The organism is Pseudofrankia coriaricola (genome assembly GCF_001854805.1).
Classification (GTDB): Bacteria; Actinomycetota; Actinomycetes; order Frankiales; family Frankiaceae; genus Pseudofrankia.
This window is the reverse complement of the sequence record NZ_MBLO01000214.1, coordinates 1-13,217: the sequence shown is the minus strand read 5'-3', so window position 1 is coordinate 13,217 and position 13,217 is coordinate 1. Positions and strand designations below refer to the sequence as shown.

The following is a 13,217-nucleotide window of genomic DNA, read 5'->3' as shown; positions in this document are numbered from 1 at the left end:
GCGGTGGCGGTGGTTAGGGCCTGCGCCACGGCGGGGCCGCGCTGCTCGGTGGGCAGGTGCTCGACCAACCCGGCCAACGCCTCGGCCCGGTCGTCTGGCCGGTCGATCGCGGTGGCGGCGGCCAGTGCCTGGGTCAGGACGGGGCCGCGCTGCTCGGTGGGCAGGTACCCGACCAGCGTGGCCAGCGCCTCGGCGCGGCGGGACGGGTCGGGAATGGCCTGGGCGTAGGCGAGCGCGCGGGGCGCGGGCCACAGGCCGGCCTGCACGAGCCGGCCGAGCAGGGCCGGGGGGATTTTCGCGGCGAGGCTCGTGATGGAACCCAGGAGCAGGGCGTAGCCGACGTGGCGGGCCAGCCCTGCCGGCGTGTCGGCAGACTGGCCGGCCCGGGCGGCGTGGACAGCGGCCAGGTAGGTGGCGGTACTGCCCTGGTCCTCGTGCACGACGTACCAGACGCTTTCGAACCGCCCGCCGGGTGCGGGACGTTCGGCTGCCAGCAGCAGATCGACCGTGGCCGGGTCGTCGGCGGCGAGCAGATGCGTCACCACCGCCGTCAGCCCATACCGGTCGACCTCGCCGCGGTCGGCCACCGCCGGCAGCAGGGACAGCGGCGGCTGGGTGGCCAGGCCGCCCCAGCGGCCGAGAAGCCAGTGCGCGACCCGGCCGTGCAGCGTGCGCACCTGCTCGCCGGTCAGCGAACCCCGCGCATACTCGAAAAGCAGGCCATGCAACCGGACCGCGCCCGAGACCGGATCCACCTGCACAAGGGAGTTGCGGGCGAACAGACCGATCAGATCCTCGGCGTCGACGTCCTCAAGACCACCGGTCGTCTGCCACAGGCCCACCACCAGGGCCTCCGGGATCGGCCCGAGCCCCTCGAAGACCGCGAACTCCCGGAACCGCTGGACCTGCGCGTCGGGGAACGCCCGCACCGACACGTCCAGCGCCGCCAGCACCGACGGATGCGGATACTGCGCGAACCGGCCCGCGATCGCCGCCAGATCGGCCCGGCGCAGCCGCCTCGCCACCGTCTCCCACCGGCCCCGGCCAGCCCCGACCATCGCCCCGACCAGCGCCAACGCCAACACGAGACCCCCGCACCGGGCCAGGATCTCGCCGGTCACCGCGGGCAGGTCGCTCACCGCGCAACCCGCGTAGGACGCCAGCACCCGCCGTGCCGTCTGTTCGTCGACCTCCGCCAGGTCGTAGACCGTCGCGTCACCGAACAGCGTGTCCTGGTCCTTCGACCGGGTCGTCACCAACAGCCGCACCCCGGCCGGCACCCGAAACGCCTCCAACACGCCGACGTCCCACACGTCATCCAGCACCACCAACGCCCGCGCGCCCGTCAGCAGCCCACGCAGCCGCCGCGTCCCGTCCGCCACGTCCCGCACCGGCCCCGGATCCCCGAACGCCTCCAACGCCTCGGCAAGCTTCTCCGCCACGAGCGGATCCTGGCCGACCCCGACCCACGCCACCCCGTCCGGGAACCCCTCAACCACGGCCGGATCCCGGGCCAGCGCGGCGGCCAGCGTCGACTTCCCGACACCCCCCATCCCCACCAGCGCCACCACCTGCCCCACCGACCCGTCCCGCAGCAGCCCTCGCACCACCGCCGTGTCCGCCTCCCGCGGTACGAACCGCGCCGGCACCACCGGCAGCAGATCCACCGGCGGCACCCGCCGCAGCCGGCCCACCACCGCCCCGGCACCCGCTGCGAACACAGCATTGGCCGGATACCGCTCCAGCGCGGCGAGGAACAGCCGGCGCCGCCCGTCGGCCTCCACCCCGGCGGCCAGCCGCCGCGACACCTCACGCCAGAACTCGCCGGAGTCCGCCCCCCACGCGGGAACCATGTGAGTGGGCCAGCCTGCGTCTGCCAGCACCTGCCGAGCAGGTCGCGGCTCCACGAACACCGTCGCGAACACGAGAATCTCCCCGTCCGACAGGCTCTCCACCGGCCGTCACCCCCGTACCACCACACCGCGCGATCAGCAGAAGTCATCGTCCCACCCACAAGACCACCAAGGAACCTGGCCCGCACCGTCACCGAAGCCCAAAGCCATGCGCAAACTGCGGCGACCACTCCTGTGCCAACTTTCCCTACGCGGACATGACCGGCCTGCGGCGGACAAGCAGAACCGCCCCGCGCCAGCTGGCGCGGGCGGTGCTAATTTTTCAACATCATCTGGGTGGCGCGCTTCGTCTGACTGATCCTGGGCGGCTGTGGACGAGCGGGTGGGTGGGGGGTGGATTCGGGGGCGGGTGTTACGGCTGGGTTCCGGGTTGAGCGGGTGGGTTTTCGGGCGCTCGTAGGCGGTTACGGTGCCGGGATGGGGTGTCGGGCGGTGTTCTTTGACATCGACGGGGTGCTGACCGTCTCGTGGCGGGCGTTGCCGGGGGTGGCGGACGCCGTGCGCCAGGTCAGGGACGCGGGGCTTGCGGTGGCGTTCCTGACGAACACGACGTCGCGAACCAGGGCCGCCATCGGGGCGGCGCTGCGGGAAGCCGGAATCGGGGCCAGCGACGACGAGATCATCACCGCCCCAGTGATCGGCGCCGCCTACCTGCGCCGGCACCATCCCGGGGCACGGGTCCATCTGCTCAACAGCGGCGACATCAGCGCGGATCTCGCGAGTGTCACAGTCGCCAGCCCAGGCGAGCGGCCCGACGTCGTCATCGTCGGCGGGGCCGGGCCCGAGTTCACCCACGATGCGCTGACCTCGGTGTTCCGGCACCTGCTCGGCGGCGCGGCGCTCGTCGCCCTCCACCGCAACCACTACTGGGCGACCGACGACGGCCTCACCCTCGATACCGGTGCCTACCTCGCCGGGCTGGAGCAGGCGGCCGGTGTGCGCGCGAGCGTTGTCGGCAAGCCGGCGCCCGAGTTCTTCCTGGCCGCCCTGGACCTGGTCGGCGTCGAGGCCGCGGAGGCCCTGATGGTCGGCGACGACGTGACCAGCGACGTGCTTGCCGCGCAGGCGATGGGCCTGACGGGAGTGCTGGTCCGTACCGGCAAGTTCCGGGAGGATACGCTCGCCGCCGCGGGCGGCACCCCGGATCATGTCATCGACTCGGTGGCGGATCTTCCAGACCTCCTGGCCCTGGCCCCATGACGACGGCCGGCGCGGACCGGCGGAGATCCCCGGGATCCGCGGCGCGGCCGGAACGGCGGGCCGGGCGAGCCGGGGCGGGCGTGCCGGTGGGCGAGCGGGCGGGACTCGCGCTGTTCGCCTACGGCACGTTGATGTTCGGCGACATCGTGGAGGCGCTCCTCGGCCGCCGCCCCGCCTTCACCGCGGCGGTCATCGCGGGGTGGCGTGCCGCGCGGCTGCCGGGCCGGGTCTACCCGGGCCTGGTCCCGGCGGCGGGCCGGCGGGCGTCGGGGCTGTTGCTGTCCGGGCTCTGCGCGGCCGAGTGGGCCCTGCTCGACGACTTCGAGGGCGACGCGTACGTCCTGTGCCCGGTGGAGACGGAAACCCTCGGCGGCACTGCTGCCCCGGGCTGCCTGATCGGAGGAGACGGCCTGGGTCGGGGAAGCGGCCCGGCGGGGGAAGCGGCGCGGGGCGCCCTGGCCTATGCCTGGCGGGCCGTGGACGACGTCGAAGAGGGCGACTGGGACTCTGGCTGGTTTGCGTCACACTGCCTCGGCCGCTACGCCGCCCGCCTGCGTCTGGGTGCGGACGGCTGACCGTGGCGCGCGGCGGTCGGACGAGTGGCACGTCGTGGCGGGCGGCGTCCGCGCGCCCTCAGTACCGGTCGGCCGGTAGCTACGCCGGCCGGCAACGACGCCGACCGGCGTAGCTGCCGGCCGGCGTCGCCCTCGGACGACGGCTATCGAGCCGGGCTACGGGGCCGGCGCCGCGACCGGCGTGTTGTGAGTCTCCGTGACCTGGTTGGTGGCGGCATTCCAGCGCAGCTTGCCGTTCTGGAAGGCACTTTCCCGGCCGCCGGGCACGTCGTACTCATCGCTGACTGGCAGGCCGAGCCAGGAACCGGAACCGCCGAGCGCCAGGTACTTGTTGAGGATCTCGCCGTGTACGACGAACGCGCCGAGCGCCGGGTGCCAATAGATCCGCCCGCCCTCGAACACGGCCTGCAGGCCGTCCGGCGCCGTCGTCCAGGAGATGTCCTCCAGCGGGCGGCGCAGTGAGCCGTTGCTGCCGCCGTAGGCGAGGTACTTCTGCGCGATCGGGCCGAACAGTGCGCGGGTGCCGGTCTCGACCGACCAGAACATCATCCCGTTGGTGTACGGCTGCCACCGGCCGCCCCCGCCGGCCGGTCCCTCGGCGCGGGCCGGCGCTCCCAGGGAGATGTGCAGCAGCGGCTCGGCGGCGTAGCGGGCGGCGATCTCGTCGCGGGTTCCGTCGGCGCTGCTTGCCAGGTCGGCCGAGCTGCAGCAGAACGCATTGACGTCGACCCGCCCGGGGATGCCACCTACCGCGCCGCCGGAGTCGTACTGCCAGATCAGCCACTTCTGCCAGCCACCGGGCAGCCAGCCGGGGTCGGCATTGCTGTTGTAGATCGCGAACCAGAGCGGGTACTTTGCGAACGACTGGGTGTTGGCGATCTTGTCGGTCCAGAACGAGCGGAAGGTGTAGAGAATCGGTGTCCGGCCGGTCTGGCTCTCCACCTCGCGCAGGAACGCCTGGGTCCACGCGGTCAGGTCGGTGGGGCTGAGGCCACCGGTGGTCTCCAGGTCCAGCACCGGGGCCAGCATTCCGGGGGCGTTGAAGTTGCCGGCCGCCGCGAGGAAGTAGCGGGCCTGGTCGACGGCCGTGGAGATCGGCAGCGCGGGCCGGGCGTAGTGGTAGGAGCCGACCACCAGGCCCGCGGCCTGGGCGCCTGCTTTGTCCGCCGCGTAGTGCGGGTTGGTGTACGTCGTCGCCTCGGTCGCTTTGATGACGGCGAACGAGTTACCGGCAGCCTTGACGGCGTTCCAGTCGATCGACGCGCCGTTCTGGTGCTGCCAGGACGAGACGTCGACACCGCGCGGCCAGGCTGGGTTCGGCGCGGCGGCGGCCGCGGTCGCCGTCGTCGAGAGCGCGAGGGCGGTGACGGCCAGCAGGGCCATCCGTGGAGCGAACTGCCCTGTCGAGCCCCGCTCGGCCGCGCGCGACCCGCGGCCGCCCGCCGGGCGCGTCCGCGGCGGGGCGTCCGTACGGCTGGAGGCGACCTTCGCCGCGGCACCCGCTGAGTCCCGTCCGCGCGCGGAATGCCTGCCGGTGACACGCTGGCCGCGTGCGGGAGGCCGCGCTGGTGGCAACGCGCGCGACGGCGTGGAACGGTGGTCACCGATCTGCCGAGGATCGCCGAAGGTCGTGCCGGGCGGCAGCGGTGTGCCAGCCGGCACGCGGACGCCGCGCGGCCCTCCATCCACGCCCTTGCTCCACGACAGGCCGCTGCCTGGCGGCAGATCGTCAGCCGCGCCGTCGGCGACGCTGGTTGCCTGTCTGTCCTGGTGGTGCATGCCGGGGTGGTGCGTGAGGCGCATGGGCAACCCTCGCTGCTCGCGGGTTCCGCTCGGGTCCGCTCGGACAGAGCGCGGCCGTGCGTCCGATCAGCGGATGCCGACGGCCGACGACTACGCTAAGCGGCAGATTGGCTACTCAGTGCAATCGGTTCGCGGGTCGCGTCGAGTTTGTCGACGCCCTCACTAGTGATCACTCGGCATGTCCCGGCGTTTCCGGAAGGTCCGGCCACTAGGACGCTTCCGTTGTGCCGCCGGCTCCAGTGCGGGCGATGCCCCGGCGTGGCGGGTCCCAGATCTTTTCCGTGGATCTTCGGGCGTCGCGGTCGCCGTCCGCGGACGCCGTTCCTGTTCACGGTCGGTGATCAGGGGTGCCCGGCCGGACTGGGATCGTCGGGCGGGCATGCGGATGGTCCGCTGGGCGCGGGCGGGCGACCGGGTGGCCCTCACCGGTGGCCAGCGGGGACCGCGACCGGCTGGGAAGCACCTGGTCGGACGGCGGTGCCAGAAAGGGCTGACCTTCGAGAAGCGCGGTGCCAGTCATGCGGTGGCTGTGGGCGTCGTCGCGGAGCCTGCTTCCCACGCCTGCCCCGCCATCGTGTAGCGTGTGTCCCGCGCGAGCACGAGAGTTACGCCCCTTTAGCTCAGTCGGCAGAGCGTCTCCATGGTAAGGAGAAGGTCTACGGTTCGATTCCGTAAAGGGGCTCGATGGTCCGCCTGTCATCGTGATCATATCGATGTCATGTAGCGGTCCCAGCCGGTACGCTGCCGCATAGGCCGCCGCGTAGCGGTCCAAGGCGGTGTAGCTCAGTCTGGCAGAGCAAGCGGCTCATAATCGCTGTGTCGCCGGTTCAAGTCCGGCCACCGCTACGAGGCGGGCTTATCCTGCTCGCTCCCCTTTGGGGGCTTCGCGGGGGCCCGCGATGTCTGCCCAGGGGGGCGACCCCCTGGAACCCCCGATGTCAGGGGGCTTCGCCCCCCGACACCCCCCATCGCTCCGCGCTTCGCGCGTCGCTGGGGGCTTGCGGGGGCGATGTTGTGGGGCGGCTTGACCTTGTTGGCTTCGCGCGTTGCCGGGGGCGTTGGGCTTCGGGGTGGCTGCTTGGCTCCCTGGGGGAAGCCTCGCCGGACGCTCGTGGTTGTCCCTGGGGGTTCGCCGCTGGCACTGGTTCGCTTCGGCTTCGTGCTGATGGGTAGCTGCCCTGCTTCCTGGGGGTCGTGAGGCTGCCGGGGGCCAGCCGGTTGGCTGTGGGGGCTGGCGTGGGTGTGTGAGGCCGGTGGGCGCGGAGTAGGGGTGCGGTCGTCGGCTAGACTCGTCAGGACTTCGGTTGGGGGTAGCCCCGGCCTGGGGGCCGCGCGTAGCGCGCGGCCGGTCGTGGAGTGGCGACCTCGGGAAGAGGGGTCGGCTTCGTGGCTGTTGAGATTTGCAACCGATAACCGCTAGAGGAAGAGGCAACACGCCGTGGCCGCCACCGACGTTCGTCCGAAGATCACTATGGCGTGTCAGGTGTGCAAGCACCGGAACTACATCACGCGCAAGAACCGGCGCAACGACCCGGACCGCCTCGAGCTGAAGAAGTTCTGCCCGAACTGCCGGAAGCACACGGAGCACCGCGAGACGCGCTAGTTCCTAGCTCCACCACCGGCTGCCAGCGGGGCATCTCCGCGGGCCCTCCGAGTTCGCGCCTCGCGCGCCGGGTCGGTGGTGACAACGGCGAGATTCCCGCACACGCATCGTCCAGGCCGGCGACCACAGGTCGCCGGCCTGGACGCGTTCGTCTCCTCATGAAACTGATCTTGTAGTTTCACCCGCCTGGTTGTGGCAGGACGAGCTGGCCGATCGGCCCCGGGTTGTGGGCCACCTCCCAGCGATACCCGTCGGGGTCCGCGAAGTAGCCGGTGTAGCCGCCCCAGTCGCGTTCCACGGCCTCGTGCACCGGATCGGCGCCGGCCGCGCGGGCGGTGCGGAGGACCGCGTCGACCTCGGCTGTGGTCGGCACGTTGTGGGCCAGGGTGATCGGAGGCACGCCGGTGCCGGTACTGATCGTGCCGACCTCCTTCTCGAACTCCTCACGAGCCCATAGCGAGAGGACGAGGCGCTCGGCGGTTCTGATCATCAGCACCTCGCCGGGCACGTCCAGTTCGGCTGTCCAACCCAGCCCGTCGAGGTAGAAGCGGCGGGTGGCGGCGAGATCGGCGACGGCGAGGGTGACAAAGCTGATTCGCTGGTCCATAGCCGCACCGTGCCACGGCCTGCCGACAGTTTGGATCGCCCCGGCAGTGGGGCCGGCCAAGCGGCGCGCGGGGCTGATGTGAGCGGTCGCGTGGTAGTGGTAGGGATGGTCGTCCCGGTCAGAGCCGGGGCACCTTGTGGATCGGAGCCGTTCATGCCGCTGAGCCAGGCTTTTGTCGGGCGTGAGTTCGTCGCCGCGAGGCCCTTTCTCGTCGGCCGTGAGCACATCCGGCAGTTCGCGCGGGCGATCGGGGACCCCAACCCGCTGTACCACGACCTGGAAGCGGCGCGAACCGCTGGCTACTCCGATCTGGTCGCACCGCCGACCTTTCTGGTGGCCGCCATCCCGGGGCAACTCGGCCTGCCGGTCGACGACCCCGCGTTCGGCATGGACTTCTCGCTCATCGTGCACGGCGAGCAGCGGTTCGCCCTGTCGCGCCCGCTCGTCGCCGGCGACGAGCTGACCGCCGTGACCACCCTCACCGGCCTGCGCACCGTCGCGACCAACGAGGTGCTGACCGCGGGCTACGAGTTCCGCACGGCCGCCGGCGAGCCGGTGGCGACCGGCCAGTGTGGCCTGGTGTCCCGCGGCACCGCCGACCCGAACGCCGGCCCGGTGCGCGTCGAGGCGCCGGCCGGCGCGCGCGGCGCCGCCGAGCCAGCCGGCGGGGCCGCCCGCGTCGCCCCCATCCGGTATGACGAGATCGAGGTGGGCGCCGAGCTGGCTGCGCGGGACTTCCCAATCCGGCGCGCGGACCTGGTCCGCTACGCCGGGGCTTCCGGTGACTTCAACCCGATCCACTGGAACGAGAAGGTCGCGGCCGAGGTCGGGCTGCCGGGCGTGATCGCGCACGGCATGCTGACGATGGCCACCGCGGGCCGCGTCGTCACCGACTGGGCAGGAGACCCGGGCGCGATCCGTGAGTACGGCGTCAAGTTCTCATCGCCGGTCGTTGTCCCCAACGACGACACCGGCGCGGTCGTCGAGGTCCGCGCCGCGGTGGAGAAGAAGCTGCCAGACAACATCGTGGTGGTGAACCTGACCGTCCGCTGTGACGGAGCAAAGGTCCTCATGGCCGCCAAGGCCAAGATCCAGCTGTCCTGACGCGGCGGGCCATCGGCAGGCGGTCCTGTGACAGGCGCTCAGCGCTCGTCACAGGACCGCCTGGAGGCTCAGCTGGCTTCGCTCAGGAGAGTGGCGATGCGACGTACGCCTTCCGCGAGGTCGTTGTCGCCGAGCGCGTAGGAAAGCCGGGCGTAGCCGGGGGTGCCGAACGCCTCGCCGGGGACGACCGCGACCCCGACCTCCTCGAGGATCACCTGGCAGAGCTCGTTCGACGACGTCGGCGTCTTGCCGCGGATCGTCCGGCCGACGACGTCCCGCAGTGACGGATAGGCGTAGAAGGCGCCCTCCGGCAGCGGGCAGCGCACCCCGGGGATATCGCTGAGCATTCCGTGCATGGCGACCCGGCGTCGGTCGAAGGCCGCGCGCATGTCGGCCACCGCGTCCAGCGGGCCCGCGACGGCGGCCAGCGCCGCCACCTGGGAGACGTTCGCGACGTTCGAGGACAGGTGCGACTGCAGGTTCGACGCGGCCTTCACGACGTCCGCGGGGCCGATCAGCCAGCCGACCCGCCAACCCGTCATCGCGTAGGTCTTGGCGACTCCGTTGAGTACCACACACCGGTCGGCGATCTCGGGCACCTCGACCGGTATCGACGTGAACCGCGCGTCGCCGTACACCAGGTGCTCGTAGATCTCGTCCGTGATCACCCAGAGGCCGGCCTCGACGGCCCATTGGCCGATCGCGCGCACCTCCTCGGGGCTGTGCACCGCGCCCGTCGGGTTCGACGGCGAGCAGAACAGCAGGACCTTCGTGCGCGGCGTGCGCGCGGCCTCCAGCTGCTCGACGGTCACTCGGTAGCCCTGCTCGGGGCCGGTGACGACGTCGACCGGCACGCCGCCGGCGAGCCGGATCGCCTCCGGGTAGGTGGTCCAGTACGGCGCGGGCAGCAGCACCTCGTCGCCCGGGTCCAGCAGGGTCGCGAACGCCTCGTAGACAGCCTGCTTGCCGCCGTTGGTGATGAGCACCTGACTCGGCTCGACGACAAGGCCCGAGTCGCGGCGAGTCTTCCCGGCGACGGCCTCCTTCAGCTCGGGCAGGCCGCCGGCCGGGGTGTAGCGATGCATCTTCACGTCCCGGCACGCCTTCTCCGCGGCGGCCACGATGTGGTCCGGGGTCGGGAAGTCCGGCTCGCCCGCGCCGAACCCGATCACATCGCGGCCCGCGGCGCGCATCGCCTTGGCGGTGGCGTCGACGGCCAGGGTGGCGGATGGGGCGATGCCGCCGATGCGGCGCGAGATCCGGCTCATGCCGACCATGCTGCCAGAGATGTTGGGGGCCTCGTGTGAGCCAGACGCGGCGTGCCCGCCTCCAAGGGGTATGCTCGATCCGCTCGGGCCTTCATCACCGGTGTACGTGCGTGCCTGCTGGTACACGACTGCTGGTACCTAGTCGTTGGTACATAGCCAGCGCAAGTATGTACCGGTCGGAGATGGGCCGGGTGGCTCCAAGGGGCGTGGCTCAATTGGTAGAGCACCGGTCTCCAAAACCGGCGGTTGCAGGTTCGAGTCCTGTCGCCCCTGCGCAGGTCAGACGATCGAGAGTGGTGGAGAGCTGTGGCGGCGACCGACACTGACGCGCCCCCGCGGGCCAAGCAGCCCGCGCGGGCTGGCGGCCGGCGTCGTACGACACCGTTGCGGTTCTACCGCGAGGTCGTGGCGGAGCTGCGGAAGGTCGTCTATCCGAGCAGGACGGAGCTGATCACCTACGTGGTGGTCGTGCTCGTCTTCGTGTCCGTGATGACCGCGATCGTGGCCTCCCTCGACTTCGGCCTCACGAAGCTGGTGCTCCAGATCTTCGGCTGACCGGTCCGTGCCCGCCCGATGTGGCGGTGCTAGTGGTCCGTGGCCGGTGTAACCGGCCTGGAAATGGCGGGCGCGGTGGCTCGATCGTGACCGGTCGGGCTGGTGCCGCGCACCAGTCGGGGTACCACTGGATACGGGCCAGACGGATCGCTCCGCCAGCGTCAGCCCGCCAGCACGACAAGCACGAGCCACCAAGTCCGAAGTCAAGGTCCGAGCCACAGCCGCGAACCAGCGCACCCGCCCGGAGGGGCACGTCACCGAACGTGTTCCACGGGCGACCACACGAGTAAGGATCGTCCGCGTGTCCCAGTCTCCCGAGCATGCCGCCTCCGAGCAGGGGGAGGCCTTCGACCGCCTCAGCCCGCTCGCGGCGTTCGAGAACGACGAGGTGGCGAGCACGGACGCCGGCGCCGCTCCGGATGAGGACGACACGGCCGCCGCGCCGGCCGACCTGACCGCCGGCTCGCCCGCCCCCCTCAGCTCCACCAGCACCGCCGATGACGAGGACGACGTCGACGAGCTGCGTCGAGCGCTCGAGGAGGCGCCAGGCGAGTGGTACGTGATCCACTCGTACGCGGGCTACGAGAACAAGGTCAAGACCAACCTCGAGACCCGGATCTCCAGCCTCAACATGGAGGACTTCATCTTCCAGATCGAGGTGCCGCTCGAGGAGGTGCCGGTCGTCAAGAACGGCAAGCGCCAGATGGTCCTGCAGAAGAAGTACCCGGGCTACATCTATGTCCGGATGGACCTGACCGACCAGTCCTGGTCCGCGGTGCGCAACACTCCCGGCGTGACCGGGTTCGTCGGCCTGACCAACAAGCCTTCCCCCCTTCGCAGGGAGGAGGTGGTCTCCATCCTCGCCCCGGTGGCGAAGAAGGAGAAGAAGGTCGAGACGGTCAAGGTGCAGGAGTTCGAGGTCGGCGAGTCCGTCACCGTGATGGACGGGCCGTTCGCGACGCTGCCGGCGACCATCAGCGAGATCAACACGGACGCCCAGCGGCTGAAGGTGCTGGTCTCCATCTTCGGCCGCGAGACTCCGGTCGAGCTGCAGTTCAACCAGGTCGCGAAGATCTGACCCGTCCCGGTGGGCCGCCGGGCTGGGCCACCGAAAGTTCAGGAAGAACGAGATGCCTCCCAAGAAGAAGAAGATCACCGCGGTGATCAAGCTCCAGATCAACGCCGGCAAGGCCACGCCAGCGCCCCCGGTGGGCCCGGCGCTCGGCCAGCACGGCGTCAACATCATGGAGTTCGTCAAGCAGTACAACGCGGCCACAGAGTCGCAGGTCGGCAACGTCGTGCCGGTCGAGATCACGGTCTACGACGACCGCTCGTTCACCTTTGTCACCAAGACCCCGCCGGCCGCGAGGCTGATCCTCAAGGCCGCCGGTGTCGACAAGGGCAGCGCGACGCCGCACCGCGACAAGGTCGCGAAGCTGACCGCGACGCAGCTGCGCGAGATCGCCACGATGAAGATGCCCGACCTCAACGCCACCTCGGTCGAGGCCGCTGAGAAGATCATCGCCGGCACCGCCCGCTCCATGGGCATCGTCGTCGAGAAGTAGGCGGACCGGGAGCGCGTCGGCGCGTCGGCAAGTCAGAGCATCCAGTCCCACCGGTGGGAGGGCGCCAGGCATCGGCCTGGGGGAGCCCGCAGGACCACGAGGAGAAGTGAATGAAGCGCAGCAAGGCGTACCGGGCGGCGGCCGAGAAGATCGACCCGGAGAAGCTGTACAGCCCGCTGGAGGCCGTGGGCCTCGCGAGGGAGACGTCGGCCACCAAGTTCGACGCGACCGTCGAGGTCGCCTTCCGGCTCGGTGTCGACGCCCGCAAGGCTGACCAGATGGTCCGCGGCACGGTGAACCTGCCGCACGGCACCGGCAAGTCCCCGCGGGTCGTGGTGTTCGCCGCCGGCGAGAAGGCTGCCGAGGCGCTGGCGGCCGGCGCGGACGTCGTCGGCAGCGACGACCTGGTCGCCCGGATCCAGGACGGCTTCCTGGACTTCGACGCCGCCGTCGCGACCCCCGACCAGATGGCCAAGGTCGGCCGGATCGCCCGGATCCTCGGCCCGCGCGGCCTCATGCCCAACCCCAAGACCGGCACCGTGACGCTCGACGTCACGAAGGTGGTCAAGGACATCAAGGGCGGTAAGATCAACTTCAAGATTGACAAGCAGAACAACCTGCACATCGTCATCGGGAAGACGAACTTCACCGCGCAGCAGCTGATCGAGAACTACGGCGTCGCGCTCGACGAGATCGTCCGGGTGAAGCCGTCCGCGGCCAAGGGCCGCTACCTGAAGAAGATCACCGTCACCACCACCATGGGCCCCGGCATCTCGGTCGACCCGAACCGCCTCCGCAACCTCCTGGAGGACGCGGCCGCGAACTAAGGCCGCCGGTCCCCGCAGGGGCCTGCCTTCTCTGGTGTATCGAGCCGTGCCGGTCCCTGACCGGCACGGCTCGCGCCGTCAAACGCCATATGACCGTGCAGGCGCGGAGGCCCGGCCACGAGCGAAGCGAAGCGAAGGCCCCGCGAACGCGGTCGTCTTCGGGTTGGTGACGTCACAGTGGCAAGCAACCGCGCTGG

Annotated in this window: 12 protein-coding genes, 3 tRNA genes and 1 pseudogene; 12 read left to right on the top strand and 4 right to left on the bottom strand. The window is 70.9% G+C overall.

Features of this window, described 5'->3' with window-relative positions; all coding sequences use genetic code 11:
• Positions 1-1,955 (bottom strand): NB-ARC domain-containing protein (locus BCD48_RS24685; protein WP_198543373.1); only part of this gene is annotated, 1,955 nt, incomplete at its 3' end.
• A 390-nt stretch (positions 1,956-2,345) separates the two neighbouring features.
• Here BCD48_RS24685 and BCD48_RS24680 point away from each other — a divergent pair.
• Positions 2,346-3,113, top strand: a complete 768-nt coding sequence (locus BCD48_RS24680) for an HAD-IIA family hydrolase (RefSeq protein WP_241841957.1) — start codon at positions 2,346-2,348, stop codon at positions 3,111-3,113.
• An 80-nt stretch (positions 3,114-3,193) separates the two neighbouring features.
• Positions 3,194-3,688, top strand: coding sequence for a gamma-glutamylcyclotransferase family protein (locus tag BCD48_RS24675; protein WP_071050752.1), 495 nt, complete (start codon positions 3,194-3,196; stop codon positions 3,686-3,688).
• Positions 3,689-3,844: 156 nt separating this feature from the next.
• Here BCD48_RS24675 and BCD48_RS24670 read toward each other — a convergent pair whose 3' ends face one another.
• Positions 3,845-5,491: a GH25 family lysozyme gene (locus BCD48_RS24670; RefSeq protein WP_083419136.1), complete on the bottom strand. Its 1,647-nt coding sequence runs from the start codon at positions 5,489-5,491 to the stop codon at positions 3,845-3,847.
• 609 nt (positions 5,492-6,100) lie between these two features.
• Here BCD48_RS24670 and BCD48_RS24665 point away from each other — a divergent pair.
• The 3 genes from BCD48_RS24665 to rpmG all read left to right on the top strand — a co-directional run bounded on the left by BCD48_RS24665 (position 6,101) and on the right by rpmG (position 7,094).
• A tRNA-Thr gene (locus BCD48_RS24665) sits at positions 6,101-6,173 on the top strand.
• Positions 6,174-6,263: 90 nt separating this feature from the next.
• Positions 6,264-6,337: transfer RNA gene (locus BCD48_RS24660), tRNA-Met, on the top strand.
• Between the two features lie 592 nt (positions 6,338-6,929).
• A complete protein-coding gene (rpmG, locus tag BCD48_RS24655) occupies positions 6,930-7,094 on the top strand; it encodes a 50S ribosomal protein L33 (RefSeq protein ID WP_007514786.1) in 165 nt (54 codons plus the stop codon).
• Positions 7,095-7,272: 178 nt separating this feature from the next.
• Here the strand turns inward: rpmG and BCD48_RS24650 are convergent, their stop codons facing one another.
• Positions 7,273-7,701, bottom strand: coding sequence for a VOC family protein (locus tag BCD48_RS24650; protein WP_071050748.1), 429 nt, complete (start codon positions 7,699-7,701; stop codon positions 7,273-7,275).
• A gap of 153 nt (positions 7,702-7,854) precedes the next feature.
• Between BCD48_RS24650 and BCD48_RS54030 the strand changes: the two are divergent.
• Both BCD48_RS54030 and BCD48_RS54025 read left to right on the top strand, forming a co-directional pair.
• Positions 7,855-8,304: pseudogene (locus BCD48_RS54030) on the top strand (MaoC family dehydratase N-terminal domain-containing protein); the annotation flags it as partial.
• Positions 8,281-8,805 carry a MaoC family dehydratase gene (locus BCD48_RS54025; protein ID WP_312622970.1) on the top strand — a complete coding sequence of 175 codons (525 nt, stop codon included), beginning with the start codon at positions 8,281-8,283 and terminating at the stop codon, positions 8,803-8,805. The pseudogene BCD48_RS54030 and the gene BCD48_RS54025, both read left to right, overlap by 24 nt.
• 68 nt (positions 8,806-8,873) lie before the next feature.
• Here the strand turns inward: BCD48_RS54025 and BCD48_RS24635 are convergent, their stop codons facing one another.
• Complete coding sequence (locus BCD48_RS24635) at positions 8,874-10,082, bottom strand: pyridoxal phosphate-dependent aminotransferase (protein WP_071050747.1); 1,209 nt, start codon at positions 10,080-10,082, stop codon at positions 8,874-8,876.
• Between the two features lie 191 nt (positions 10,083-10,273).
• Here BCD48_RS24635 and BCD48_RS24630 point away from each other — a divergent pair.
• From BCD48_RS24630 to rplA, 5 genes are all read left to right on the top strand, one after another.
• Positions 10,274-10,346, top strand: a tRNA-Trp gene (locus tag BCD48_RS24630).
• A gap of 33 nt (positions 10,347-10,379) precedes the next feature.
• The gene (secE, locus tag BCD48_RS24625) at positions 10,380-10,628 is read left to right on the top strand and encodes a preprotein translocase subunit SecE (protein WP_071050746.1); all 249 of its coding nucleotides are present in this window, start codon (positions 10,380-10,382) and stop codon (positions 10,626-10,628) included.
• A 301-nt stretch (positions 10,629-10,929) separates the two neighbouring features.
• Entirely contained in the window at positions 10,930-11,706 is a 777-nt protein-coding gene (gene nusG / locus BCD48_RS24620; protein ID WP_071050745.1) for a transcription termination/antitermination protein NusG, read from the top strand.
• Positions 11,707-11,758: 52 nt separating this feature from the next.
• Positions 11,759-12,193 carry a 50S ribosomal protein L11 gene (rplK, locus tag BCD48_RS24615; protein WP_071050744.1) on the top strand — a complete coding sequence of 145 codons (435 nt, stop codon included), beginning with the start codon at positions 11,759-11,761 and terminating at the stop codon, positions 12,191-12,193.
• Positions 12,194-12,303: 110 nt separating this feature from the next.
• Positions 12,304-13,020 carry a 50S ribosomal protein L1 gene (gene rplA / locus BCD48_RS24610; RefSeq protein WP_071050743.1) on the top strand — a complete coding sequence of 239 codons (717 nt, stop codon included), beginning with the start codon at positions 12,304-12,306 and terminating at the stop codon, positions 13,018-13,020.
• Positions 13,021-13,217 lie beyond the last annotated feature (197 nt).

Excerpts from the sequence above, each read along its gene's own strand:
- rplK (WP_071050744.1), top strand. The coding sequence starts at position 11,759 with ATGCCTCCCAAGAAGAAGAAGATCACCGCGGTGATCAAGCTCCAGATC.
- BCD48_RS24650 (WP_071050748.1), bottom strand. The coding sequence starts at position 7,701 with ATGGACCAGCGAATCAGCTTTGTCACCCTCGCCGTCGCCGATCTCGCC.
- BCD48_RS24635 (WP_071050747.1), bottom strand. The coding sequence starts at position 10,082 with ATGGTCGGCATGAGCCGGATCTCGCGCCGCATCGGCGGCATCGCCCCA.
- rplA (WP_071050743.1), top strand. The coding sequence starts at position 12,304 with ATGAAGCGCAGCAAGGCGTACCGGGCGGCGGCCGAGAAGATCGACCCG.
- BCD48_RS24670 (WP_083419136.1), bottom strand. The coding sequence starts at position 5,491 with ATGCGCCTCACGCACCACCCCGGCATGCACCACCAGGACAGACAGGCA.